General features: G+C 71.5%; 22 protein-coding genes and 1 pseudogene. 16 read left to right on the plus strand and 7 right to left on the minus strand.

Annotated features, from left to right (window positions below; all coding sequences use genetic code 11):
• The first annotated feature begins 11 nt into the window (after positions 1-11).
• The 7 genes from J2S55_RS30530 (at position 12) to J2S55_RS30560 (ending at position 8,768) form a co-directional block, all read left to right on the plus strand.
• Complete coding sequence (locus J2S55_RS30530) at positions 12-1,376, plus strand: SWIM zinc finger family protein (RefSeq protein ID WP_306868042.1); 1,365 nt, start codon at positions 12-14, stop codon at positions 1,374-1,376.
• Entirely contained in the window at positions 1,373-2,782 is a 1,410-nt protein-coding gene (locus J2S55_RS30535) for a DUF5691 domain-containing protein (RefSeq protein ID WP_306868044.1), read from the plus strand. The genes J2S55_RS30530 and J2S55_RS30535 overlap by 4 nt, the downstream gene beginning before the upstream one ends.
• On the plus strand, positions 2,779-3,846 hold the full coding sequence (locus tag J2S55_RS30540; RefSeq protein WP_306868045.1) for an ATP-binding protein: 1,068 nt from the start codon (positions 2,779-2,781) through the stop codon (positions 3,844-3,846). Before J2S55_RS30535 ends, J2S55_RS30540 begins: the two co-directional genes overlap by 4 nt.
• Positions 3,847-3,951: 105 nt before the next feature.
• Positions 3,952-6,405 carry a DUF5682 family protein gene (locus tag J2S55_RS30545; RefSeq protein ID WP_306868047.1) on the plus strand — a complete coding sequence of 818 codons (2,454 nt, stop codon included), beginning with the start codon at positions 3,952-3,954 and terminating at the stop codon, positions 6,403-6,405.
• The gene (locus J2S55_RS30550) at positions 6,405-7,562 is read left to right on the plus strand and encodes a VWA domain-containing protein (RefSeq protein WP_306868049.1); all 1,158 of its coding nucleotides are present in this window, start codon (positions 6,405-6,407) and stop codon (positions 7,560-7,562) included. Before J2S55_RS30545 ends, J2S55_RS30550 begins: the two co-directional genes overlap by 1 nt.
• A gap of 361 nt (positions 7,563-7,923) precedes the next feature.
• A complete protein-coding gene (locus J2S55_RS30555) occupies positions 7,924-8,301 on the plus strand; it encodes a hypothetical protein (RefSeq protein ID WP_306868052.1) in 378 nt (125 codons plus the stop codon).
• Positions 8,283-8,768 (plus strand): hypothetical protein, encoded by a 486-nt coding sequence (locus tag J2S55_RS30560; protein ID WP_306868054.1) that lies wholly within the window; start codon positions 8,283-8,285, stop codon positions 8,766-8,768. Before J2S55_RS30555 ends, J2S55_RS30560 begins: the two co-directional genes overlap by 19 nt.
• A gap of 597 nt (positions 8,769-9,365) precedes the next feature.
• Here the strand turns inward: J2S55_RS30560 and J2S55_RS30565 are convergent.
• The 4 genes from J2S55_RS30565 to J2S55_RS30580 all read right to left on the minus strand — a co-directional run bounded on the left by J2S55_RS30565 (position 9,366) and on the right by J2S55_RS30580 (position 12,891).
• The gene (locus tag J2S55_RS30565; RefSeq protein WP_306868056.1) at positions 9,366-10,364 is read right to left on the minus strand and encodes a polyprenyl synthetase family protein; all 999 of its coding nucleotides are present in this window, start codon (positions 10,362-10,364) and stop codon (positions 9,366-9,368) included.
• A gap of 152 nt (positions 10,365-10,516) precedes the next feature.
• The gene (locus J2S55_RS30570) at positions 10,517-10,969 is read right to left on the minus strand and encodes an acyl-CoA thioesterase (protein WP_306868057.1); all 453 of its coding nucleotides are present in this window, start codon (positions 10,967-10,969) and stop codon (positions 10,517-10,519) included.
• A gap of 1 nt (position 10,970) precedes the next feature.
• The gene (locus tag J2S55_RS30575; protein WP_306868059.1) at positions 10,971-11,600 is read right to left on the minus strand and encodes a TetR/AcrR family transcriptional regulator; all 630 of its coding nucleotides are present in this window, start codon (positions 11,598-11,600) and stop codon (positions 10,971-10,973) included.
• Positions 11,601-11,736: 136 nt separating this feature from the next.
• Positions 11,737-12,891: an alkaline phosphatase PhoX gene (locus tag J2S55_RS30580; RefSeq protein WP_306868060.1), complete on the minus strand. Its 1,155-nt coding sequence runs from the start codon at positions 12,889-12,891 to the stop codon at positions 11,737-11,739.
• 392 nt (positions 12,892-13,283) lie between these two features.
• On the opposite strand from J2S55_RS30580, the gene J2S55_RS30585 reads away from it, so the two are divergent.
• The 4 genes from J2S55_RS30585 (at position 13,284) to J2S55_RS30600 (ending at position 17,020) form a co-directional block, all read left to right on the plus strand.
• A complete protein-coding gene (locus J2S55_RS30585; protein WP_306868062.1) occupies positions 13,284-13,964 on the plus strand; it encodes a TetR/AcrR family transcriptional regulator in 681 nt (226 codons plus the stop codon).
• A gap of 48 nt (positions 13,965-14,012) precedes the next feature.
• Positions 14,013-15,365 carry an MFS transporter gene (locus J2S55_RS30590; RefSeq protein ID WP_306868063.1) on the plus strand — a complete coding sequence of 451 codons (1,353 nt, stop codon included), beginning with the start codon at positions 14,013-14,015 and terminating at the stop codon, positions 15,363-15,365.
• A gap of 101 nt (positions 15,366-15,466) precedes the next feature.
• Positions 15,467-16,471, plus strand: coding sequence for an enolase C-terminal domain-like protein (locus J2S55_RS30595; protein WP_306868065.1), 1,005 nt, complete (start codon positions 15,467-15,469; stop codon positions 16,469-16,471).
• A 234-nt stretch (positions 16,472-16,705) separates the two neighbouring features.
• Positions 16,706-17,020 carry a transposase family protein gene (locus J2S55_RS30600; RefSeq protein WP_370879713.1) on the plus strand — a complete coding sequence of 105 codons (315 nt, stop codon included), beginning with the start codon at positions 16,706-16,708 and terminating at the stop codon, positions 17,018-17,020.
• A gap of 191 nt (positions 17,021-17,211) precedes the next feature.
• On the opposite strand, the gene J2S55_RS30605 is transcribed toward J2S55_RS30600, so the two are convergent.
• Complete coding sequence (locus J2S55_RS30605) at positions 17,212-17,508, minus strand: hypothetical protein (protein ID WP_306868067.1); 297 nt, start codon at positions 17,506-17,508, stop codon at positions 17,212-17,214.
• Positions 17,509-17,718: 210 nt separating this feature from the next.
• On the opposite strand from J2S55_RS30605, the gene J2S55_RS30610 reads away from it, so the two are divergent.
• On the plus strand, positions 17,719-18,027 hold the full coding sequence (locus tag J2S55_RS30610; protein WP_306868069.1) for a hypothetical protein: 309 nt from the start codon (positions 17,719-17,721) through the stop codon (positions 18,025-18,027).
• 28 nt (positions 18,028-18,055) lie between these two features.
• Positions 18,056-20,029 carry a hypothetical protein gene (locus J2S55_RS30615; protein ID WP_306868071.1) on the plus strand — a complete coding sequence of 658 codons (1,974 nt, stop codon included), beginning with the start codon at positions 18,056-18,058 and terminating at the stop codon, positions 20,027-20,029.
• A 14-nt stretch (positions 20,030-20,043) separates the two neighbouring features.
• Here the strand turns inward: J2S55_RS30615 and J2S55_RS30620 are convergent, their stop codons facing one another.
• Positions 20,044-20,520: a hypothetical protein gene (locus tag J2S55_RS30620; RefSeq protein WP_306868073.1), complete on the minus strand. Its 477-nt coding sequence runs from the start codon at positions 20,518-20,520 to the stop codon at positions 20,044-20,046.
• 549 nt (positions 20,521-21,069) lie between these two features.
• Between J2S55_RS30620 and J2S55_RS30625 the strand changes: the two are divergent.
• Positions 21,070-21,840, plus strand: a pseudogene (locus J2S55_RS30625) (helix-turn-helix domain-containing protein).
• A complete protein-coding gene (locus J2S55_RS30630) occupies positions 21,831-22,031 on the plus strand; it encodes a DUF397 domain-containing protein (RefSeq protein WP_306868075.1) in 201 nt (66 codons plus the stop codon). Before J2S55_RS30625 ends, J2S55_RS30630 begins: the two are co-directional and overlap by 10 nt.
• A 168-nt stretch (positions 22,032-22,199) precedes the next feature.
• On the opposite strand, the gene J2S55_RS30635 is transcribed toward J2S55_RS30630, so the two are convergent.
• Positions 22,200-23,741 carry an LCP family protein gene (locus tag J2S55_RS30635; RefSeq protein WP_306868076.1) on the minus strand — a complete coding sequence of 514 codons (1,542 nt, stop codon included), beginning with the start codon at positions 23,739-23,741 and terminating at the stop codon, positions 22,200-22,202.
• 142 nt (positions 23,742-23,883) lie between these two features.
• Here J2S55_RS30635 and J2S55_RS30640 point away from each other — a divergent pair, with 142 nt between their 5' ends.
• Positions 23,884-24,765: a crotonase/enoyl-CoA hydratase family protein gene (locus J2S55_RS30640; protein ID WP_306868078.1), complete on the plus strand. Its 882-nt coding sequence runs from the start codon at positions 23,884-23,886 to the stop codon at positions 24,763-24,765.
• Position 24,766 lies beyond the last annotated feature (1 nt).

A 24,766-nucleotide genomic window follows, 5' to 3' on the forward strand; every position in this document is an offset into this window, starting at 1 on the left:
GCGTTCCGACCGTGATCGAACGATGGAACCGGGATCAGGTGCTCGCGCTCGCGCCCGACGCCCCATCCCAGAAAGCGGCCCAGGGGGTCTCCTCCCCCGGCAAGTGGTCGGGAATCGGGGTCACGGCGGACGCGCTGTGGGGCGAGTGCAAGGGCAGCGGTTCCAAGCCCTACCGGGCGTGCGTGGACCTGTCCGAGCCCGCCTACCGGTGCAGCTGCCCGAGCCGGAAGTTCCCCTGCAAACACGCGCTCGGCCTGCTGCTGCTCTGGTCGGCCGACGGCGTCCCGGCCGCCGACGAGCCCGCCGACTGGGTGGCCGAGTGGCTCGACCAGCGGCGTGACCGCGCCGCGAAGGCGGCCACCCGCGCGGCGGCGACGGCGGATCCGGCGGAGTCCGGCCCGCCGGGCGGCGGCCGCCGGGCCGAGCAGCGCGAGCAGCGTGTGGCGGCCGGCCTGTCGGAGCTGGAGCGCTGGCTCGCCGACCAGATCAGGCAGGGCATCGCCGGATCCCGGCGGCACGACCACTGGGACGGCCTCGCCAAACGTCTGATCGACGCGCAGGCCCCGGCCGTCGCCGGCAGCGTCTCCCGCCTGAACGCCGTCCTGGCGACCGAAGACTGGCCCGCCCGGCTGCTGGGCGAATACGCCCTCCTGCACCTGCTGTCGGTGGCCCACCGCCGCCTCCCCGAGATGGTGCGGGCCTCCGGCGACGGCGCGGACGCCCCGGAGCGGGCCGGGGCACCGCACCCGGCGGCCGCCGGGCTGCTGCAGCGGGTCCGCGAGCGGGTCGGTTTCCCGGTCACCAAGGAGGAGGTGCTCGCGGGGGAGACGGTCAGGGACGTATGGGACGTGCTCGGCCGCCGCGACGAGGAGCAGGACCGGCTGATCGCGCGCCGGGTCTGGCTCCGCGGCAGGGCCACGGGCCGGCCGGCGCTCGTGCTCTCCTTCGCCCCGGTCGGCCAGGCCCTCGACGCCTCGCTCGTCACCGGCACGGCACTCGACGCCGACCTGGCGTTCTATCCGGGGCCGTCACCGCTGCGGGCCCTGGTCGCCGCCCGCCACGACGCCGCACCCGCCGGCCCCGCGCCCGGATCCACCCCTGAACGGGCGCTGGAGGAGGTGGCCCGGGCGCTGGCGGGAGACCCCTGGGTGGACTCCTGGCCCGTCGTCCTCGACGGGGTGACCCCGGCCAGGGGCTCCTCCTGGCAGCTGGCCGGCCCCTCCGGGGGACTGGCGCTGCACCCGTCGGCCGGCACCCCGTGGCGGCTGCTCGCGGCCTCCGGCGGCCACCCGCTGACCGTCGCCGCCGAATGGACCCCCAGGGGGCTGCGGCCCCTCACGACCTGGGACGAGAAGGGCAGGGTGATCGTCCTGTGAACGCCTCGGCCGAATGGGAGGACCTCGTCTCCACCGCGCTCGTCGGCACCGACCGCCGCCCCCTCCCGGGTGGCGCGCCGGGCGAGGTGGAGCTCCTCGAACGCGCCGCCGTGCACACGCTGCGGATGCGGGCCGGTCACCGGCTGGAGAAGGGCGAGCCGCTGAGCGTCGCGCCGCCCGAGGAGCAGCCCGCGCTCTCGCCCGCGGCCGCCGACCGGCTCGCCCGGATCCTCGGCGGCGAGCGGCCGAGGCTGCTGACCGAATGGCTGGAGACCGCGGCCGGGCACGGCTACCGGATCTCGCCGCACCTGCTGCCCGAGCTCCTCGACCAGGGGGCCAGAGACCGGTCGATCCGCCCGCACCTCGGAGTCCTCGCCGGAAACCGGGGCCGCTGGCTGGCCGGGCTCAACCCCGAGTGGGGCTTCCTGCTGGAGGAGGTCACCTCGGCCGCCGTGACCGGGGCCGACGGCGCCCGGGAGGTCTGGGAGCTGGGGACCTCCGGCGACCGCCGCGCCCACCTGGCCGCGCTGCGGGCGGCGGACCCGGCGGAGGCCAGGGAACTGCTCGCGGCGACGTGGGAGAAGGAGACCCCCGACGATCGGGCGGCGTTCCTGGAGGTCCTCGCCGAGCGGCTCTCGCCCGACGACGAGCCGTTCCTGGAGTCCGCCCTCGACGACCGCCGCCGCGAGGTCCGCCACCAGGCCGCCGACCTGCTCACCCGCCTGCCCGGCTCCCGCCTGGGCCTGCGGATGGCCGAGCGGGGCGCCCGCTACCTCTCCGTCGAGGACGGGAGGATCCAGGTCACCCCGCCCGCCGCCTGCGACGGCGCGATGGAGCGCGACGGGATCCGGGCCAAGCCGCCCCGGGGCACGGGCGAGCGGAGCTGGTGGCTCCAGCAGGCCGTGGCGCGCACCCCGCTCGCCGTCTGGCCCCGTCTGCTCGGCCGCCCGCCGGCCGAGCTGGTCCGCATGAAGATCGTCGACTGGGGCCGGGAGGTCATGGCGGGGTGGGTCAGGGCCACCGTGCTCCAGGGCGACCCCGAATGGGCCAGGGAGCTGTTCGCCTGGGACCCGCTCGCCGACCTGCTGGCCGCGCTGCCCCCCGCCGAGCAGGAGCGCGTCGCGGCCGACTTCGTCCGCCGGCACGGCCTGGACGGCCAGCTCATCATGGTCCTCGGCGGCGCCTCGGCCCCCTGGGGGCCAGGCCTGGCCAAGGCCGTGCTGCAGAAGATCCTCGAGGTCTCCGGCACCCAGCCGTGGAACCTCGGCGAGCTGACCAAGCTCGCCGGTGAGCGCATCGACCCCGCCCTGTACGGCGTGGCCGAACGCCTCTCGCCCGAACCGCCCATCCAGGAGGTCGCCGCCCTCCTGCGTTTCCGTGACGACATGTTGAAGGAGCTTGTGTGACAACGGTTCTGCGGGCCCACGCCGAAGACCAGTACGCCGAGGAGCTGGCGATCCTGGCGAAGGACGACGACCGGGTCCGGCCGCCGGGCTGGAAGCTGTCCCCCTGGGCGGTGACCCGCTACATCCTGGGCGACGGTGATCAGATCACCCCGAAATACATCGGGCCCCGCCGCATCGTGGAGGTGGCGGTGGCGACCCTCGCCACCGACCGCGCGCTGCTGCTGCTCGGGGTGCCCGGCACCGCCAAGACCTGGCTGTCGGAGCACCTGGCGGCCGCGGTCAGCGGCGACTCCACCCTGCTCGTGCAGGGCACCGCGGGCACCGCCGAGGAGGCCATCCGCTACGGCTGGAACTACGCGCGGCTGCTGGCCGAGGGCCCGTCCCGGGAGGCGCTCACGCCCAGCCCGGTGATGCGCGCGATGTCCGAGGGGCGCATCGCCCGGGTGGAGGAGCTGACCCGCATGCCCTCCGACGTCCAGGACGCGCTGATCACCGTGCTGTCGGAGAAGACGCTGCCGATCCCCGAGCTCAACGAGGAGGTCCAGGCCACGCGCGGGTTCAACGTCATCGCCACCGCCAACGACCGCGACCGGGGGGTCAACGACCTGTCCAGCGCCCTGCGCCGCAGGTTCAACACCGTCGTGCTGCCGGTCCCGGCCACCGCCGAGGAGGAGGTGGACATCGTCTCCCGCCGCGTCGGCCAGCTCGGCCGCTCCCTGGAGCTGCCCCGGACCACGACCGGCCTGGAGGAGATCCGCCGCGTCGTCACGGTCTTCCGCGAGCTGCGCACCGGCGTCACCGAGGACGGCCGCACCAAGGTCAAGTCCCCCAGCGGCACCCTCAGCACCGCTGAGGCCATCTCCGTCCTCACCAACGGCATCGCGCTGGCGGCCCACTTCGGCGACGGCGTGCTCCGCCCCTCCGACGTGGCCGCCGGGATCGTCGGCGCCGTGGTCCAGGACCCGGTCTCCGACCAGGTCGTCTGGCGGGAATACCTCGAGACCGTCGTGCGCGAGCGCCAGGACTGGCGCGACTTCTACCGGGCCTGCCGTGACGCGGGCTGAGGCGCGGAGCGCCGGGGCGGGGCCGTCCCGTCCCGCGGCGTCCGCACCACGTGGTGCCCGCCGCGGCCCGTCACCGGCCGGCCCCCCGGCGATCGGAGGCCGCCCGTGAGCGTCTCCGTGCTGGGCATCCGGCACCACGGGCCGGGTTCGGCGCGGTCCCTGAGAGACGAGCTGGAGCGGCTCAGGCCGGACATCGTGCTCATCGAGGGCCCGCCGGAGGCGGACGGGCTGGTCGAGCTGGCCAAGGACCCCGGTCTCGAACCCCCGGTGGCGCTGCTGGCCTACGTGCCGGGAGAGCCGTCCAAGGCCGCCTTCTGGCCGTTCGCGGTCTTCTCCCCGGAGTGGCAGGCGATCCGTCACGCGGTGGAGGCGGGCGTCCCGGTCCGCTTCTGCGACCTGCCCGCCGCCCACAGCCTCGCCTCCCGCCCGGAGGAGGAGCCGGGAGAGGGGCGGGCACCGGACACGGCACCCGAGGACGCGGGGCCGGAGGACGGCCGGCCGGCGGACCGGCGGGGACCGGCCGGGCACGCGCCGGGGACGGAGCCGCCCGAGGGGGAGGGACCGCAGGCCGGGATGCCGGCCGTACGGACCGACCCGATCGGGACGCTCGCCCGCGCCGCCGGATACGACGATCCGGAGCGCTGGTGGGAGGACGTGGTCGAGCACCGGGGCGACACGCCGTTCCGGGTGATCGCCGAGGCCATGGCGGCGGTCCGCGACGGGCACGTCGCCGACGCCTACGAAGCCAGGCGCGAGGCCTTCATGCGGCGCACGATCCGCAGGGCGGTCAAGGACGGGTTCGAGCGGATCGCCGTCGTCTGCGGCGCCTGGCACGTGCCCGCGCTGGCCGGGACGGCGGAGGAGGGCGCCGGCTGGGGCGCGGGGCTGCCCACGGTGAAGGCCGACGACGAGCTGCTGCGGGGGCTGCCCAAGGTCAAGGCCGAGATGACCTGGGTGCCGTGGACCTACGGGCGGCTGGCCGCCTGGAGCGGATACGGCGCGGGAGTGACCTCACCGGGCTGGTACCACCACCTGTTCGCCTCCGCCGACCGTCCGGTGGAGCGGTGGCTGACCGCCGCCGCCGGGGTGCTGCGCGAGGAGGACCTGCCGGTCTCCTCCGCCCACGTCATCGAGGCGGTACGGCTCACGCAGAGCCTGGCCGTGCTCCGGGGACGGCCGCTGGCGGGGCTGGCGGAGGTCACCGAGGCGGTCCGGGCCGTCCTGTGCGAGGGCGACGACCTGCCGGTGGAGCTGATCCAGCGGCGCATGGTCGTGGGGGAGCGGCTCGGCCACGTCCCCGACGCGACCCCGATGGTCCCCCTCCAGCGCCACCTCCGCGAGGAGCAGCGCCGGCTGCGGCTCAAGCCCGAGGCCCTGGACCGTGAGCACGACCTCGACCTGCGCAGGCCCCTCGACCTGGAGCGCAGCAGGCTGCTGCACCGGCTGCGCCTGCTCGGCGTCGACTGGGGCACGCCCCAGGAGAGCCGGAGCAAGGGCACCTTCCGCGAGTCGTGGACGCTCGCCTGGCGCCCCGAGTTCGACGTCGACCTGATCGAGGCGGGCGCCTGGGGCACCACGGTCCCGGCGGCGGCCGCCGCCCGTGTCCGCGACCTCGCCGACGGCGGGCAGCCCGCCGGCCCCACGTCGCAGGGGGCCGCCGGGCAGGGGCCGGCCGGACCGGTGCCCGGGGCGCCCGGCGGACGGGCGGCCGCCCCCGCCGGGCCCTCGCTGGCCGGCCTCACCGGGCTGGTGGAGCGGTGTCTGCTGGCCGACCTGCCGGACGCGCTGCCGTACGTGCTCGACGCGCTGTCGGCGCGGGCCGCGCTCGACAGCGACGTCACCCACCTGATGGCCGCGCTCCCGGCGATGGTCCGCGCCCAGCGCTACGGCGACGTGCGCGGCACCCCCGCCACCGGCCTGGCCGCCATCGTCGACGCCCTGCTCACCAGGGTCTGCGTCGGGCTGGGCGGGGCGGTCACCGGCCTGGACGACGACGCCGCCCGCGACCTGCTGCGCCACATCGACGGGGTGCAGGCCGCCGTGGCCCTGCTCGACGGCGCCTCCGGAGCGGGATCGCCCCAGACGCGCTGGCTGGCCGCGCTGCGCGGTGCCTGCGGCCGCTCCGACCTGCACGGGCTGATCGAGGGCCGGCTCACCAGGATCCTGCTGGACGCCGGAGACCTCGACGCCGACCAGGTGGGCCCGCGGATGTCGCGGGCCATGTCGGCCGGGCACCCGCCGGCCCGGGCGGCCGCCTGGATCGAGGGGTTCCTGTCGGGCGGCGGCCTGCTGCTCGTCCATGACGCCCGGCTGCTCGCGCTGATCGACGGCTGGCTCACCGGGCTCGCCCCCGAGACGTTCGTGGACGTACTGCCCCTGCTCCGCCGGACGTTCGGCGCCTTCGCCGCGCCGGAACGGCGCTCGATCGGCTCGCGGGTCCGCTCGCTCGTGACCGGGGCGGTCCCCGGCGCGGAGGGGGTGGCGGAGCTCGACGAGGAGCGCGCGGCGGCGGCCGTGCGGACCGTGCTGATGATCCTGGGGAAGGCGGAGGCCGAGTGATGGACGAAAGACTGCGCCGCTGGCGGCTGGTGCTCGGCGGTGACGCCGACGGCACGGGGTGCGCGCTCACCGGGACCGACGCCCAGATGGACGGAGCCCTGGCCGCGCTCTACAACGGCGGTGGCGGCGGGAGCGCGGACGAGCGGAGCGGAGGTCTCGGCGCCTCCGCGCCCAGGGTGGCGCGCTGGCTGGGCGACATCCGGTCCTATTTCCCCTCGACCGTCGTACAGGTCATGCAGAAGGACGCCGTCGAGCGGCTGAACCTGACCCGGCTGCTGCTGGAGCCGGAGATGCTGGAGGCGGTCGAGCCCGACGTCCACATGGTCGGCACGCTGCTGTCGCTCAACCGGGTGATGCCGGAGAAGGCGCGCGAGTCGGCCCGTGCGCTGGTCCGCAAGGTCGTCTCCGAGCTGGAGCGGCGGCTCGTGCAGAAGACGAAGGCGGCCGTCACCGGCGCGCTGGACCGCTCGGCCCGGACCCACCGGCCCAAACGGGTCGCCGACATCGACTGGGACCGCACGATCCGGGCCAACCTGAAGAACTACCTGCCCGAGCGGAACACCGTGGTGCCGTCGAGGCTGGTCGGCTACGGCAGGCGGCAGCGGGCCGTCCAGCGCGAGGTCGTGCTCTGCATCGACCAGAGCGGATCGATGGCCGCCTCCGTCGTTTATTCGAGCGTCTTCGGCGCGGTGCTCGCCTCGATGCGCTCGCTCAGGACGTCGCTGGTGGTCTTCGACACCGCGGTCGTCGACCTCACCGACCAGCTCCACGACCCGGTGGAGCTGCTGTTCGGCACCCAGCTCGGCGGCGGCACCGACATCAACCGGGCCATCGCCTACAGCCAGGGCCTCATCACCCGGCCCACCGACTCGATCTTCATTCTGATCAGCGACCTCTACGAGGGCGGTGTCCGGGAGGAGATGCTCCGCAGGGTCGCCCAGATGACCGCGGCCGGGGTCCAGGTCATCGTGCTGCTCGCGCTGTCGGACGAGGGCGCGCCCTTCTACGACCGTGACAACGCCGCCGCCCTGGCGGCGCTGGGGGTGCCCGCCTTCGCCTGCACCCCCGACGCCTTCCCCGGCCTGATGGCCGCGGCGATCGAACGACGTGACATCGGCCAGTGGGCCGAGCGGGAGCTGGAGCGCACGGCCAGATGATCCCGCTCTGACAGGGGGGGCACGCACATGATCTCGCTCTGACAAGGGTGGCACGGAGGCCCGCCCCTGTCAGAGCGCCATGGCCGGCGGCGATGCCCTCACGTCCGGCCGCCCGGTGGGGGCGCCTGGGGACGACAGGCGACGCCCGCTCTGCGGTGGGCCGTCCGGACGGTGGGATGTCCGGGCGGCCGGCCGTTCCGCGGAGGCGCCGTCGGGAATGATCCGGAATCCGGGCGGGATCGGTCCCGAATCCCATTCCATGATCATCGATACCGTGATCCGGGCTCGGTATCCTCCTGGCGGGCCGTCATGATCGAATGGGTCTGCCCCAGATCGCGCACACGGGGTTCGGAGGTGTCAGGTGGCTCTCTCTGACGGGAGCGGAGACGTCCGCGGGACCGGCGAGATCGCCCGTCACCGGCAGCCGGCCGCCGACGGCGGACACGCCTACCGGCCGGCCGGCGCCGACCAGGGGCCGGTCATCGACGTGCCGCACGCCTGTGTGACCGGTCACGGAGGCCCCCCGCCCCAGGCGGCCGAGCCCGCCGACCGGCTCACCGCCGCGGCCAACGGCCTGTGGATCGCCAAGCACACCACCGTCTCCAAGCACACCACCGAGCGGATCGGGGGGCTGCTCGCCGGGGTCGCCGCCGCCACGGGATCACCGCCGCTCCGCACCTGCTGCCCCGTCCGGCCGACCTGGCCGGGAAGTTCATGGCCATGCTCCGCAAGGTCCTGAGCAGCGTCGGGCACGTCCTCGAAAGCCTCTTCAAGACTCCCCGGGCCAAGAGGGTCGACACCGTGGCCGGCCGTCTGCACGACCGTTGGCGCGCTCCGCGCCGGCTGGACGGCGGAGGCTACGAACCCCGCATCAAGACGACCACGGACCGGGCGTGGGCGAAGAGACACGGCACGGACCGGGTCGACATCGCCAACACCGACTACAAGCACCTGCCGCGCGACTGGCAGCAGGAGAACAGGGACTCCGCGGACGTGGCGGTCAGGTTGGTGCGCGACGGCGAGAAGCGGGGAGCGGACCTGGGGAGCGAGAAGTTCATGGAGGAGGCCAGCGAGGAAGTGCACAAGGAGTGGCTCAGGCGGAACGGGGAACGGGCCCCCGCCGAGCAGCGGCTGCCGTACCGGGAGCTGACGGAGCTGGAGAAGGAGAAGGACCGGGAGGTCGTCCGCGCGGCGCTCGGCCGCTGAGCGGTGAGCCTGCCGTCGCACCGGACGGGTCTCGGCGGCAGAGCGCGCGCCCGCACTCCCCGCCGCCACACCCGACGTTGCGCCACTCGACCACGGACCGCCGGTCGGCTCCCTGGCCCACCGTCGCCGTGAGCACCGGGGAGCTGTCGTGGACCACCAGGTCCGTCCGGATACGCCCAGAACGGGCTCGCCCACGACCGGTCGGGGTTCAACGGGTCGTAGAAGCGCAGGGTGCCCGTGGGCGTCACGCCCACGGCGGTGCAGGTTCAGGGCGTACGCGCCGTCGGCGTCCGCGGTCGTGGGCGGCGTCCGGGAATCCTGGAGCGCCACCGTCACCTACGACGAGTACCAGGGCCGCAAGCGTGTCCGCATCATGGCGAGCGCCGACGACACCGGAGGCGCGGGCGTCGAGCGCGTCGAGTGGGCCCTCCAGCCCGGCGACACCGCCGAGCGGCCCGCGTACGCGACCTACGGCCTGCCCTTCCACTACATGAAGCCCGAGAACTCCTCCTCCGCGTGGACGCTGTACGTGCGCGCCATCGACAATGCGGGCAACATCGACAGCTCCTGCACGCAGATCCCGCTCGGCCTCCGAGGTCAGGCGGAACGCCCGCCCACCAGGTCGCAGAGCGACTCCAGGACCCGCCGCGCCGGCGAGTCGGGGAGCCGCTCCGCGGCGGCCCTGGCCCGCGCGGTGTGGCGCTCGGCCTCCAGGCGGGCCGAGTCCATGCCCGGCGAGGCCCGCAGCAGGTCGAGCGCCTCGGCGTGCAGCGCGGGGTCCGCCACGGGCCCGGACCCCAGGATCTCGCGCAGCCGTACGGCTCCCGGCTCCCGCAGGGCGTGCAGCATCGGCAGGGTGACCAGGCCGGCCCGCAGGTCGGTGCCCTGCGCCTTGCCCGAGCTGACCGGCGGCGACAGGATGTCGATGAGATCGTCGGAGAGCTGGAAGGCGACGCCGAGGGCCTCGCCGTACTCCGTCAGGGCCTCGACGACCCGGTCGTCCGCGCCGGCGCAGATGCCGCCGAGCCGCACCGCGAGCGCGATCAGCGCGGCCGACTTGTCGCGGACCACGTCGAGGTAGTGCTCGACCGCGTCCTCGCCGGGCCTGGGCCCCGCCACCTCCCTGACCTGGCCCCTGACCAGCCGCTCGAAGGCGTGCGCCTGCGCTCTCCTGGCGGGCTCGCCGAGGTCGAGGCTGACGGTGGCGCCGCGCGCGAACAGGTGGTCGCCGACCAGGATCGCGATCGTGTTGCCCCAGCGGACCTGGGCGCTGGGCACGCTGTGCCGCAGCGGCGCCTCGTCCATGACGTCGTCGTGGTAGAGGGAGGCGGCGTGGATGAGCTCGACGGTCACCGCCGCGTCCAGCACCGACACGGTCTCGTAGTCGCCGAACTGCGCGCCGAGCAGCACGAGCAGCGGCCGCCACCGTTTGCCGCCCGCGTCGAGGAGATAGCCCGCGGCCTCGGCGATGAGCGGGTCGGGGGAGTCGGCGGCGACCGCGCGCAGCCGGGTCTCCACCTCCTCCATGCTCTTGCGCAGGTGCTCGGCCAGCTCGCCGCCGGCCGGGAGGAGGTGCTCCAGTGCGGATCCCCGCATATCCGTCTCCCCGAATCATGAAATTTCAGGACTGGGGTGGACTCTAGCGCTTCATGATCGGCCGAGCTCCCGCCCCGGTCGCGGCGGCCCACGGTCAGGAGCCGAGGTGGCTCGCGGTCGCGGTCAGGAGTCGCGCCGGCCTACGGTCGCGGTCAGGAGCCGAGGTGGCCCGCCGTCAGGACCAGCGGCTGGATGGACTCGCGCAGGGCCGGGCTCATCGGGCTCGGCCGCAGCGTGGCGGGGTCCAGCCTGACCTGGACGCGGCGGCCCTCGGCGTGCACGACGCCGTGGTCGGCCGACAGCACGCGGAAGCCGTACACCACGCTGGTCGTGCCGAGGTGCTCCACCCAGAAGTGCACCGCGGCCGTGCCCACGGTGCTGATCGGCACGTGGTAGGTGATGGAGAACTCGCGCACCACGAAGAAGATCTCGGCGAAGTGGGGGCGGGTCGGGTCGAAGGCCCAGCCGTGCTCCGCCCAGTAGCCGGACAGGGCCCGCTCCAGCAGCAGGACGTAGCGGGCGTTGTGCACCACGCCCATGGCGTCGAGGTCTTCGAAGTGGATCTGCACGGGCTGGATGTGCCCGATCTGCAGGGCGGTCGTCATGTCAGGCCTCCGGGAGGATGCTGGGGTCGGTCGCGAGCGCCCGGAGCCGGTCGAGCACGGCGCGGCGGGCGTATCGGTGGCTGTGCTCGTGGTGGAGAAGGTGGGTGTGGACGACCACGGCCGCGCCGAGCGCCTCGATCTCGAAGGCGAGCAGGCCGGGGTCGGTGCCGGGCCGCAGCTCGCCGAGCTCGACGGCCCGCCCGGCCAGCCGGGTCAGCAGGTCCATCCAGCTGTCGACGGCGGCGGCGATGGCGTCGTGGACCGGGCCCGGCCGGTCGTCGAACTCCCCGTCGACGGCGCGGAAGAAGCAGCCGCCGGGCAGCTGCGCGGAGGCGTAGAAGGCCAGGCGGTGCTCATGCAGGGCCCACAGCTTGCGCACCCTCCCGGGCGCGCGCAGGGCCGGCTCGATGATCTGCTCGACCCACTGCTGCCGGGCCTGCTCCACGATCGCGAGCTGGAGTGCCTGCTTATCCGGCCAATGTGTGAAAAGTCCGGATTTGCTGACGCCGAGAGTCTGGGCGAGCCGGGCCAGTGACAGGCCGTCGAGCCCTTCCACCGAGGCCAGCCTGACGGCGGTGTCGAGCACCGCCTGGCGGGTCCGCTCACCGCGCTGGAGCCGTCCGTCGATCACGCCGTCACTCTAGCAAACAATATGACCGACCGGTCGGACTTATTTTGGGGCGGGCCTCCTCCCGGGCCTGGACCCGGACCCGCGCGGGCCGGCCCGGGCCGTACGGGCCGGTGGCTCCGTACGGCCCGGGCGGGCGTCAGGTGCGGAACGGGCCGCTGACGCAGTAGGTGATCCCTCCGGAGGAGGATCCGGAGGTGCCGCGCTGGGAGGAGAAGTAAAGGCGGTCGCCGGCGGGGTTGAAGGCGGGGCCGGTGATCTCCGAGGAGCCCTGGCCGTTGATCCGCAGGAAGGGGGAGATCTTGTCGTCCGGGGTGATCAGGCAGATCTCCATGTTGCCGCCGTCCTCGGCCACGTAGAGGTCCCCGGAGGCCGAGCCGGTGAGGTTGTCCACCCCGGTCAGCGGCGCCGTACCGGGGCTGACGAGGTTGTCGTCGTAGGCGAGCTCGTAGGTGCCGGCGGCGACGTCGACCTGCCAGACCCGGTTGTCGCCCTTGGTGGTGAACCACACGGTGTCGTTGGCGTAGTAGCAACCCTCGCCGCCGTTGAAGGGTTTGGAGCCGGAGACCTGGCTGCGGGTCGCGGTCGGGGAGCCGCCGGGGTCGGGGACGTCGGCCCAGGTGAAGGCGCCGGAGGTGGTCGAGCCCGCGCGGAGCACCTGCAGCCTGCCGGACGACAGGTCGCCCCAGGTCGCCGGGACGAACCGGTAGAACCGGCCGTCGGTCTCGTCCTCGGTCAGGTAGACGACCTTGCGGACCGGGTCGGCCGCCGCCGCCTCGTGCTTGAAGCGGCCCAGGGCCGGACGCTGCACCGCGGCGCCGCCGAAGGGGTGGGTCTCGTAGACGTAGCCCCGGCTGACCTCCTCGCACGACAGCCAGGTGTTCCACGGCGTCGCGCCGCCGGCGCAGTTCTGCCGGGTGCCCGACAGGATCGAGACCGCGGAGACGACGACGCCGCCGGAGTCGAAGCGGATCGCCGAGGCGCCGCCGCCGGGGTTGACCTCGGAGTTGGACACGTAGATCCATCCGCCGTCGTCGGCGAAGCAGGCGCCGCCGTCGGGGGCGCTGTGCCAGGTGTAGGAGGTGCCGGGGACCGTCTGCCCGGACCGGGCGATCACCTGGCTGGTGAAGCCCGCCGGGAGCTGGATGCCGTTGCCGTCGGCGGCCAGCAGGGGCCCGTAGGGGCCGGGGGCGTTCTGGGCGGGGGCCGCGAGGGCGTCCTGCCAGAGGCTGCCGGTGAAGGCCAAGGTGCCGGCGCCGAGGGCCGAGGCGCGGAGGAATGTACGACGTTCCATTGACGGACCTCTCATGTGAGGATCAACAGGACCGTTCCCCGATCGTCCCGAGGCTAGAAGCGCCGGTGAACGGCCACCCGTGCGCGCGGTTAACGGGATATGTCCTGCCCGTACTGATTGCCCGCCACGCCGTCCGCGGGGTCCAGGGCGGTCCGGGGCCGTGACGGCGCCGGACGGGCGCTGTCCGGCGTGCGGCGATGTCGTGGGCGCTGTCCGGCATGCGGCGTTGTCATGGGCGTCGTCCGGCGTGCGGCGATGTCGCGGTGGCGACGAACAGCATTCGCGCCATGCACACCGTTCGCCTTTCCGTACGGCGTTCGCGAGGGAGTGGGCGCGATATACGATCGGCGGATGACCGACATCCGGCTCCGCCGTGGCGCAGGCCTCGCCGGGTGAGCGCTCCGCGGCCCGTCCTGAGCAGGGATCTCATCGTCGCCGCCGGGCTGCGGATCCTCGACGCCGAGGGGCTCGACGCGCTGAGCATGCGCCGGGTCGCCCAGGAGCTCGGCACCGGCCCCGCCTCCCTCTACGCCCACGTGGAGAACAAGGAGGAGCTGCTCGGTCTGGTCTACGACGAGGTCATGGGTGAGATCCGGACCTCCGAGCCCGAGCCGGAGCGCTGGCTGGAGCAGCTCAGGGAGCTGGTCATGGAGACGTTCCGGGTGTTCGGCTCCCACGCCGACATCGCCAAGGTCGCTCTGTCCACCATCCCGGCCGGGCCCAACGCCCTGCGGGTCGGCGAGGCACAGCTGGCCATCATGCTCGCCGGAGGGGTGCCGCCCAAGGTCGCCGCCCTGATGGTCGACCGGCTCGGCCTCTACGTCTGCTCCGACACCTACGAGGGCTCGCGGCGCGCCGGCGGCGAGGACCCGGCGAGTTTCACGGGGGAGCTCTCCGGCCAGATCGAGGAGTTCTGCCGCAGCCTGCCCGCCGACCGCTTCCCCGACCTCGTCGCCCAGGTCGGCAACCTGGTGGACGCCCGCGGCGTCGAGCGCTTCGAGTTCGGCCTGGACCTGATCCTGCGCGGCCTGCTCTCCCATGTCGAGGCGGCGGGTCCTACGACCAAGGGCTGACCTGCGGGACCGATGCCCGGGGCGGAGTGGCGCCCGTACTGTCTGATCATGACTGCTACGACGGTTCTCGCCCCATCCGAGGGGATATTCGCCCAGCGCTACCGCGCCCTGACGGTCGGCATGGTCGCATTGATCGTCCTGGTGGCCTTCGAGGCGCTCGCCGTGGCGACGGCCATGCCGGTCGTGGGCCGCGAGCTCGACGGGCTCGCGCTGTACGCCCTGGCCTTCAGCGGGTCACTGGCCGCCGCGATGGTCGCCACCGTGCTGGGCGGGCGCTGGGCCGACCTCCGAGGACCGGTCGCCCCCCTCTGGGCGGGGGTGGGCGCCTTCGCCGTGGGGCTCGTGATCGCGGGAGTGGCGCCCACCATGGACCTGTTCATCCTGGGCCGGTTCGTGCAGGGCTTCGGCGGAGGGATCTTCCAGGTCTCGATGTACGTGCTGGTGTCACGGATCTACCCGGCGGCCATGCACCCCAAGGTCTTCTCCGTCTTCGCCGGAGCCTGGGTGGTGCCGTCCATGGTCGGGCCGGCGATCACCGGCATCGTGGTGGAGCAGTTGGGCTGGCGCTGGGTCTTCCTGGGGGTGCCGCTGCTCGTCGCCCCCGCGGCCCTGCTGCTGTGGCGGGGCCTGTCCACCACGCCGGCCGGGGACGGCCCCGAGGTGGGCGAGCGCACCTCCATCATGCGGCGGCTGGGCTGGGCGGCGCTGACGGCCGTGGGCGCCGCGCTCATGCAGTACGGCGGAGCGGCGCGCGGCGCCGGGCTGATCCTGCTGGCCGCCGGACTGCTCGTCCTGGTGCTCACGCTGCCCCGGCTGCTGCCGCCCGGCACCCTGCGCGCCGCGCGGGGCCTGCCCTCGGTGATCGCCCTGCGCGGGATCGCCGCCGGCACCGTCTTCGGCGGCGAGGTGTTCCTGCCGCTCATGCTCACCGGGGAGCGCGGTCTGTCGCCCGCCCAGGCCGGGATGGTGCTCACCGGTGGCGCGCTCGCCTGGTCCTTCGGCTCGTGGGTCGTCGGGCGCAAGCGCTACGACCGGGTCCTGATCCTGCGGACCGGCCCCGCCCTGATCGCCACGGGCATCGTGCTGATGGCCCTGACCGTCTTCGCGGACGTCCCCGTGGCCCTGGCCTTCGTCGGCGAGGCCGTGCTCGGGTTCGGCATCGGGATCGTCTACCCGACGCTGTCGGTGCTCGTCCTGGAGCTGTCGCGCCCCGGTGAGGAGGGTGAGAACAGCGCCTCGATGGGGATCGGGGAGTCGGTCTTCACGGTGGTCACGGTCGCCGTCGTCGGCGCGATCGTCGCGGCCTTCGGCACGGCCGGGCCCGTCTACCTCGTGTGCTTCGCGCTGACCGCGCTCATGGCGAGCACGGGCGTGCTGGTCGCGGGCCGGTTCAGGGACTGACCCCGTGGCACTATGGGAAGAACGCCGCCCTCCTCCGCGTTGAGGGGGAGTCCCGCCTCCGGGCGGGATTCGCGTTTTCCGAGCAGAGATGAGGGAAATTCATGCCGCGCGTGCGCGAGCTTGAGATGTTCCGCCTGGTCCTGCCGTACGGCAGGCGGCCGGAGAGCATCCTCGTCCGGCTCACCGACTACGGGGGCATGACCGGTTGGGGAGAGGTCGTCGACCCCGACCCGAAGACCTGGGCCTCCCTGGAGGAGGGGCTCGCCCACGCGCTGATCGGCGTCGACTGGGAGCACCCCGACGAGCTGGGCGCCGTCCCCGGCGGCCCCGCGGCCGACATGGCCTGCTGGGACCTGTGGGCCAGGATGCGCGGGGTGCCGCTCTCCCACGCGCTGGGCGGCAGCCGCACCTCGCTGATGGCCACCGTCAGGATCGGCGCCGAGCGCAACCTGGAGAGCCTGGTCGCGCGGGTCAACCGCCATGTCTGCGCCGGCTACGCCCACATCACCCTGGACGTCCACCCCGGCTGGGACATCGAGCCGCTGCGCGCCGTCCGCCAGGCGTACCCGGCGCTGGGTATCGGTGTGGACGCCCGTGGCGCCTACACCGACGTCGGCGCCCTGGAGGCGCTGGACGCCTACACGCTCTCGTCCATCGAGCGCCCGTTCGCCGGCCTCGCCGACCACGCCGACCTGCAGGAGCGGGTCGCCGCCCCGGTCCTGCTCGAGGTGTCCTCGCTGGCCGAGCTCGACGAGGCCATCCTCGTCGGGGCGGGCCGGGCGCTGCTGCTGCGCCCGGCCGTCCTGGGCTCCCTGCGCGAGGTGCGGCGGGTCCACGACCGCGCCCTGGCGGCGGGCTGGGAGATCGCCTGCGCCGGCGGCCAGGGCACCGGCCTGGCCCGGGCGGCCACGGTGGCCGCGGCCAGCCTGCCCGGCTGCGGCCTGCCCTGCGACGTGGCCGAGCCGCCGCGCAGCGCGCAGATCGTCACCCCGCCGGTCGGCGCCTCCGGCGGCGTCGTGGCCGTGCCGCTCACCCAGCCGGGCCTCGGCCACACCGTCGACGTGGCCCGCGTCCGCCGTCTGGCCAAGGAGTCCTACGCCGCCTGAGCGCCGCCGGCGCTCTCCGGCAGCGGGGCGCCGACCGGTGTGCGAAGTGTTGTTGGCCGCAGCCGACGGTCTTCAAGTGGATAGAGTGCCTACTCGTCGCTGGCAACCGGTGTCCTCGCTTTGCGTGAATCCTCGAAAACACTGAGTTGAGCGCATGCTGGACGGATTTGCTCCCTTACTGAACTACGTCGCCGGAATGATCCGCCGGCACCGCAAGGTGAACGGTCCGATCCTGTGGACCTCCAGAGCGCTGCCCGGCAAAGCCCACGACCTGAGCTCCCCCGGATCTGGGGCATCCTGCGCGAGCTGGAGACGGCCGGGATCATCACCCTGGCCGGCAAGGCGTACCAGAGAGCCCAGGACCCGGTCGTCACCCCGTACAAGGGCAAGAACAAGCCCAAGTCCCCAAGGCGGGCCAACCGCTCCCACGCCGAGCTCCGTGGTCCTGGTGAACGCGCGAACGCGCAGCTGAAGAGCTGGAAGATCCTCTGCGCAGCGACACCTGCTTGGGTGACGCAGATGAACAGGTTTCGGAGCGTGTTGCCGTAGAGGGCGTCGGCGTCATGGATCATAACGAAGGTCATTTTCAGAGGCCAAGCCCTTGGCCGAGTGTGGTGAGATCGTCAGCGGCAGTCCGTCGTTTCAGATCATCGCGCCGTCTGTACTCCATGAGACCTTCAGCGGTGATGCGACGGCGCCTTCCCACCCTGGCCTTGGATGATCGGAGTGGCGGCGGGTGGTCAACGGTCCGGCCGCTGTAGCCGCTGGATCTGGAGGCGCAGCTCTCGTTCACGGTTCTCGCGCTGCTGCTCACGACGGAGTTCCCGTTCTTCGGCGTCCCTCTCGTCCCAGCGCACCCGGGTCTCCTTGATCTGGTACAGGGTGATGCGGGACACCCAGATGATGACGACCGCGATGGCCAGAGGCGTGCCCACGTGACGGGTGAGGACCAGCGCGAAAATGGCGATGAAACACACCCATGACGCGGTTTTGGCGGCGATTTCTATATCGTCGATGTGCTCTTCGAACAGTTGCATCCGTTACTCCGATGCTGTCGGACGGAATGGTCGTTTCGGCATGAGATGGAATGACCGAAATATCAGACCCATCCGCTCTCGTGGTTATGGCTCCAACGAAAGAAGCGCGATGCCGGTGGCGTCTTGGCCTTGTCGGCATAGACGATCTATACCTATTGTGGTATTAATTTTTTTCTTTCATCACGGGGTCCTGGAGAGGACGGGGGCGGCGTGGCCGAGCCGATGGTGCCCAATCCCCGGCACGCGGAGCTGCAGCGCCTTCTCGCGGAGGCCGAGGGCAGGACTCAGGAGGTACGGCAGGCCTATCAGCGCGCCTCCTCGGCGATGCGGTCGGGGAAGGTCTGGACGGGGCCGACCGCCGCCAAGTGGACCACCGAGCTGGAAGACCGGCACCAGCGGCTGGGACGGCTCGCGCAGCGTGTGGTGGACGCGATCGAGGAGGAGCTGCGCCGCACTCCTCCGCTGGTGACCGCGTCCCAGGCGAACGCCGCGCGCCGGGAGATGGCCGGGCGCACATGACCGTCGTGACCGTGAGGGGGAACGCTCCATGGCACCCACCGCCGAGTTCTGCGGCATCGATCCTGCGGGAATGGGGCAGCTCGCCACCTCCTTGAGCGGTGCGGCCGACCGGCTGACCGCGTTCAGCAAGGAGTTCGAGGGAAAGCTCCGCCGGCACGGGATCAGCACCCCCGCGCTGCGGGAGATCGCCGACATCGCCGACTGGGGCGGCACACAGGTCTCCATGCTCCACGGCCGGATCGACCTGATCAACGACCTGGGCAAGGGCGCCCCGGAGCTGGGCGGCGGAGGCGACCGGTCGCCGCTCGTCCGCCTGCCCGACGAGCTGGAAGGCTTTGAGACCGCCCGAGGCCTGGCAAACATGTACGGCAATGACATCCTCGTCAACCACGGCGGCGAGCTCCAGGCCGCGCTCATCCACGAGCACGCCGACGAGATCGCCAAACTGGCGGAGAACCCCCAGGCCGCCGCCGCCTTCTTCGCCCTGCTGCCGGCGAAGGTCCGTGACAGCCTGGCGAGTCGCATAGCGCGCACCGGCAGCAAGACCGCCAAGAAGGACCTGGCCGCCTTCAGCACGGCCCTCGGCGCCGCCCTGCGCGCCCCCGCCCTCGTCCCGGCGTTCGCCAAGGTCAGAAGCGATCTGGTGAAGCCGACGGACAAAACCACCGCCTGGAACCGGCTCGCGCTGCTCAAGGGCGCGAACGCCCCCTCCGGCGTCCGCAGCGCGGCGGCCCGTGGGCTGGCCCTGGACGGTTTCACCGAGGATCCCCACCAGGACCGCCGTGCCGTCGGGCACACCGAGACGAAGGCATACGGATACTCCTCCGACCTGGTCGCCATGGGACTGGGGGTGCTCGCCGGAGACGGCGCGGCCGTGCGGGACGCGTTCACCAAGATGGGCGGTACGGACGTCAAGCTGAGCCAGGTCGACAAGATGAAACAGCTCCTCGACTACGCCAAGACGATCGACACCGGAGACGAGGTGGCCGACGCCTTCGGCCGGGTCGTGGAGGCGGGCACCGAGGCCACGACCGAGAAGGCCGGCCAGCACAGCCCGGCCGCCGCAGCCTTCGCCCTGGACGCGATCAGAGCAGCGGGCTCCTTCGGCGATGACCTGCCGACGACTGCCAAGAACTCCATGGGAGTGATCGCGAAGTCGTATGTGCATGAGTTGGTTTCGGGCGGGCGCTTCGACAAGGCCGTGGATCGGGCATCGGGGCTGAAAGTCCCGGAGCACTGGAAACCTCTTCCTGGGGTGACCCCGGCGTTCTACCTCAGTCCCGGCGACACCTCTCAATTCATGAAGACCTTCGTCGGCGAGAAGAAGCTCGCCGACGAGTTCAACTCGACGGTGGCGAGGTTCCGCCATGACACCTTGCTGACCGCCGCCCGTCTGGACGCGCGGAGCGACAACAATTATTTCCGTGACATCTCGATGATGTTCGGCGACTTCGGTAGCGTCGCCTTCAGGACGATGGTAGACGTGCTCGGTGAGGAGGACGCCGTTGCCGACCTGGCGCGCGACTTCACCAAGAACACCGCCGGATTTTTCCTCGGTGGGATTCCTGTCGTAGACCAGTTTGCCGAACTCGGATGGGATCTCGCCCAGGCATACATCGTTAGCTCTCTCTCCGATGACTGGGCCGACAGCTTCGAGACACAGGTCGAAGCGGCTACCGAGAAACGGTCTGACCTCGCTAAACGCCTGAAGTACGACATAGCGCATCTTCTCCATAACGGCGGATACCCGGCGAGCGAACCTCCCAAGGAGCTCATCAGCACGACTACCGGCGCCCTCAAGACGTATGGCGAGTTCGTCGCCGAAGCCAAGCGTGAGGTCGCCGGTGACGGGAAATGGGAGCAGAAGCTCCAGGAGAAGCTGGCCGTTTACGAGGCCTGGATGGACGGCAATGAAAAGCTCGATGATAAAATTGAAAACTCCTCACGGGTCCAGACCAGCGATTTGGCTGAGAACCTACTGAAGGCCCGGGACGGTGACTGACGCGGTCAATTCTCTCAGCGTCGCAGACAGGCGGTCTGCGCGTGCAGCCGCCAGGTCGGGGCTTCTGGTGCCACATACACGTTCACGATGATCCCTATCTCCTTGCTGCCATGGATGAACCGCCCTTCCGGGGCGTCTGCCTGGCTTATGTCATATTCCATCCGGTAACCCAGGGTTTGGGAAAGGGTGTTTTCCATGAGCCTTTGGGCTCCGTCCAGGTGAGAGTCCAGTACTTCTTCCTTGCTGCGCTGGTAATCGGCCGTTGCCCGCAGTACCCGTCTAAACCCGTCCTTGGCGCAGGGAATGTCCTTGTCCGGACGCTGCAGGATGCGTAGTTTCTTGAGTGGGTTCTTAAATACGTCGTCGGCCTCCAGTCGCTGGGTGTCTTTCTGTAGTTGCGCTGCTACTTCCTTCAGTGAAGGCTCGGAAGTGCATCCAGACGCCGCCATCATCAGTGCTGAACCGATGGCCAGTAGGCGGACGACGCGCATTCAGTACCTCCGGGGGCAGCGGACTCCGGGACGTACCAATCTTCACCCACTCGGCGCGCTTCCGCCACACCCTTCCCGCATCCGTTTGTCGGTGATGGCCGTCTTTGAGGCGATGGCAGGCCTTGCCTCTCGATCTTAAGGCGGCCTTGTCGTCACGGACCAGAGTTACGATTCGTCCGGCTGGCGGCTTGCCTGTCGCCATGACCCCCCTTCCGGGCGCATTCAGATGTTTATGATCCAGACGTTAAAGAGCGCTGTCGTATCCATGTTTGGCCTGGTCTATTTCTGTCAAGGAGGATGGCGAACTGCTTTCTTTCTCGTGCTGTCGCGAAGAGAATTTCTGTGCCTAGAATGCCTTGCCGATGGCAGGTCGACTATCGGATCGACAATCCAGGGTAGGGCGGATAATGACAGTCGTTGGTCTACCCAGATCGAGTTTGGTGTCGTCGGCTGGTTATTAAGTCCGTTTTTTCTAATTCGGGAGGAAATGCGATGGATGATGGACCCTCTCTCGACCCTGGATCCCCGCGCGTGCTGTTCGGCGCCGAGATGCGCCGACTGCGGGAGGCTGCACAGCTCTCGCAGACTGCCGTTGCCTCCCGACTCGGCTGCACCCAGACCCAGGTGTGCCGCCTGGAGAAGGCCACCCGGACGCCGTCGAAGTCCGACGCGGAGAGGCTGGATCGGCTTTTCGGGCCGGCCGACAGTGCCTCCTTCATCCGGCTCTACCAGCGCATCATCGCCCAGCCTGGCGGCCCGGTCTGGTTCCGGAGCTGGGCCGAGGAGATCGAGCCCAGCGCCCTCGTCCTGCGCTCCTGGGATCCCCTCCTGGTGCCGGGCCTCCTGCAGACGCAGTCCTACGCCCGACACATCTTCAACCGGGAGCCCCGAGCAACTCCCGAGGCGGTGGAGGAACGGGTCGAGGCCCGGATGCGGCGGCAGTAGATCCTCGACCGGGACAACCCTCCCTTCGTCCTTGTGCTTATCGACGCGGGCGTGCTGCGCCGGAAGGTCGGTGAAGCCGAGGTGATGTGCGGACAACTCGATCACCTGCTGGAAGTTTCTGAGCGCCCCTCTGTCTCCGTTCAAGTCGTCGACCCGGAATGTCTCCCCGGCCTGGCGGGCGCTTTCATGATCGCTGAGCTTCCGAACGGGCAGCCGATCACCATCCACGCAGACTCACCGGCTCAGGGGCATGTCACGAATGACTGCGAATTCGTAGCTTCCATTCAGGAACGATATGAGGCGATACGGCTGTGGGCCTATCCTGAGCGCATATCCCTCAAGATGATCGAGGAAGTGAGACGCGAATGGACCTGAGCGCCGCCATCTGGCGGAAGTCGTCGCGATCTTCGGGAAATGGTGGCCAGTGTGTCGAGGTCGCTGCCAATCTGCCCGGTGTGGTGGCGGTCCGTGACAGCAAGGACCCTGACGGCCCCAAGCTGCTCTTCACCCCCGCCGAGTGGGGAGCGTTCGTCGGCGGCGTCAAGTCCGGCGAGTTCGACCGCTGATCTGCTCTCGGTTAGGAGAAGCCGCCCGTCCAGACCCGGTGGCCGGTCCAAGCCGAGATCAGAGCAACGCCGTACCCTTCACCACCGCTGGCGGGACACTCGTCTACCTTGGCCTGAGGTTCTCCGTTGCCGGGTGTCATCGGAAGATCTGCCGCGTGGTGGGCCGGGTCAGCCGCAGCCGTCGGTGATCCCCTTGGGCTCGGCCGCGTCCGGCGTCCTGGCGCTGGACTGCGGACCGGGCGTGACGGCGGAGGTGGCGCGGGACCCGGGGGCGGGAGTGGGGGTGGCGCCGGAACCGGGGCTGGGCGTGGTGGCCGTGGTCCCGTCCGGGCCGGGGCCGGGCGTGACGGCCGGAGCGGCGGGTCCGGCGGTCGCGGTGAGGTGCCGGCGGGTGGCGGCCGAGGCGCGGACGGCCTTGGCGGTGACGGTGCGGATCTTGGCCCAGTCGGGGTAGCCGGTGTTGATCAGCGGCGGTACGAACTGCACGCTGGTCACCTTGGCGCCCTTCACCTTCAGGGCCAGCGGGACCAGGTGCTCCAGCATCGGACGCGGGATGTCGGTCCGCAGGAGCTCCTTGGTGGCCAGCGCGATCCGGTTGAACCGGGACAGCACGGTCGCCGGGTCGGCCTGGGCGAGCAGGGCGCCCAGCACGCAGCGCTGGCGTCCCATCCGGACGAAGTCGCTGCTGTTGGTGCGCGAGCGGGCGAACCACATCGCGTCGGCCCCACGGAGCTTGCGGGTGCCCGCCTTGACCAGGCCCTCGTTGTACTTCCCGAAGACCACGTCCTGCGGCACCGTCAGCCGCACGCCCCCGATCGCGTCGATCAGCCGGGCGAAGCCCCACATGTTCACCAGGGCATACCAGTCGATCTTCAGGCCGAGGGTGTAGCCGATCGTCTCCATGAGCGTCCGGGTGCCCTGGTTCCTGCGCCCGCCGAAGATCTCCGGGTGGGCGTCGGAGTATTCCCAGACCGCGAACAGCAGGTCCTCGCGCGAGCCGTCCGGGTTGGCCGGCAGCCGGAAGCCGTCGGGGAAGCGCCTGGCCATCGGCGAGCCCGGGACGAAGCGGACGTTCTCCAGGTTGCGCGGCAGGCTCAGCAGCACGGTGTTGCCGGTCTCGACGTCGATGCTGGCCACGTTGATGCTGTCGGTCCGCACGCCCACCCGATGGGTGTCGGCGTCGCCGCCGAGCAGCAGGATGTTCACCCGGTCCCGGCCCGCCCACGGGTCCTCCTCGCCGGCCGGACCCGTCGAGGGCGGCGCCGTGGTGGGGGCGCTGAAGACCTCATCCAGCGCCGACTGCGAGACCGCGGCGTACTGCCCGACCAGGCCGAAGGGCACCAGCATGACGACCGCGAGCACTCCCGCGAGGGTCCCGGCGACGGCCTGGCCGGCCCGGGGGAGCGTGCCCGGGTTCAGCACCACGAAGGAGTGCACGACGAGCGCGGACCAGGCGGCGCCGAGCGCGATGGAGGCCACGGTGACGGCGGTCAGCCAGGAGGAGGCGACCAGCTTCCCGGCGAGGTCGCCGAGGTCGGCGGTGAGTGCCACCCACAGCAGGGCCAGCAGCAGCGCGGCGTAGACCGACAGCAGCACCAGCCCGGTCCTGCGCCATCCGGCGCGCAGGTGCGCGGCCCCCGGCGCGATGGCGGACAGGGCCGTCCATCCGATGACCGCGCCGACCCCGGACGGCCTTGATCTGTCCCGCACCTGCTCCCCAATTCCTCCGCGACTTGGGCGTCGCACGGGAGATGGTAAGGCGGGGATCGGAGCCCGTGGGCGGCGAATAGGTGAACAGTATGAGAAGCAATCCGGCTTTATCCTGACATTTCCACTGGAATAAGGTTCTGCCATGCCTTTCACCGAGATCGAGTACGGCGTGGCCGACGGGATCGCCACCATCACGCTGAACCGCCCCCACCGCCTCAACGCCTTCACCTACGTCATGCGCGGCGAGCTGATCGAGGCCTTCGACCGGGCGGACGCCGACGACGAGGTGCGCGCGGTGGTGGTCACCGGGCAGGGCCGGGCCTTCTGCGCCGGAGCCGACCTCGGTGGCGGCGGTGACACCTTCAACCACCGCAGGAGCGAGGAGATGTACGGCGGTGAGGACACCGTCGACGGCTCGCCCCGCGACGGCGGCGGCACGGTCGCGCTCCGCATCGCCCGCTCCCTCAAACCGGTCATCGGCGCCGTCAACGGTCCGGCCGTGGGCGTCGGGGTGACGATGACGCTCCCCATGGACGTCAGGCTGGCCTCCGACACCGCCAGGTTCGGCTTCGTCTTCGCCCGGCGCGGGATCGTGACCGAGGCGGCCTCCAGCTGGTTCCTGCCCCGGATCGTCGGCATCGCCCAGGCCATGGAGTGGGCGGTCACCGGCCGCGTCTTCTCCGCCTCCGAGGCGCTCGAGGGCCGCCTGGTCTCCAGGGTCCACACCCCGGAGGAGCTCCTGCCGGCCGCCTACGCGCTGGCCCGCGAGATCGCCGACAACACCTCGGCGGTCTCGGTCGCCGCCATCCGGCGGCTCATGTGGTCCGGCCTGTCGGCAGCCTCCCCGTGGGAGGCCCACCGCGCCGACTCCTTCCTCATGAACGCCCTCGGCGCCGCCCCCGACGCGGCCGAAGGCGTCACGGCCTTCCTGGAGAAGCGCCCGGCGGAGTTCCCGATGAAGGTCAGCGAGGATCTTCCGGACGCGGTCCCCTCCTGGCCCGTCAACCCCTACGGACTAACCTGAC

The organism is Streptosporangium brasiliense (assembly GCF_030811595.1).
In the GTDB taxonomy this organism is placed as follows: domain Bacteria; phylum Actinomycetota; class Actinomycetes; order Streptosporangiales; family Streptosporangiaceae; genus Streptosporangium; species Streptosporangium brasiliense.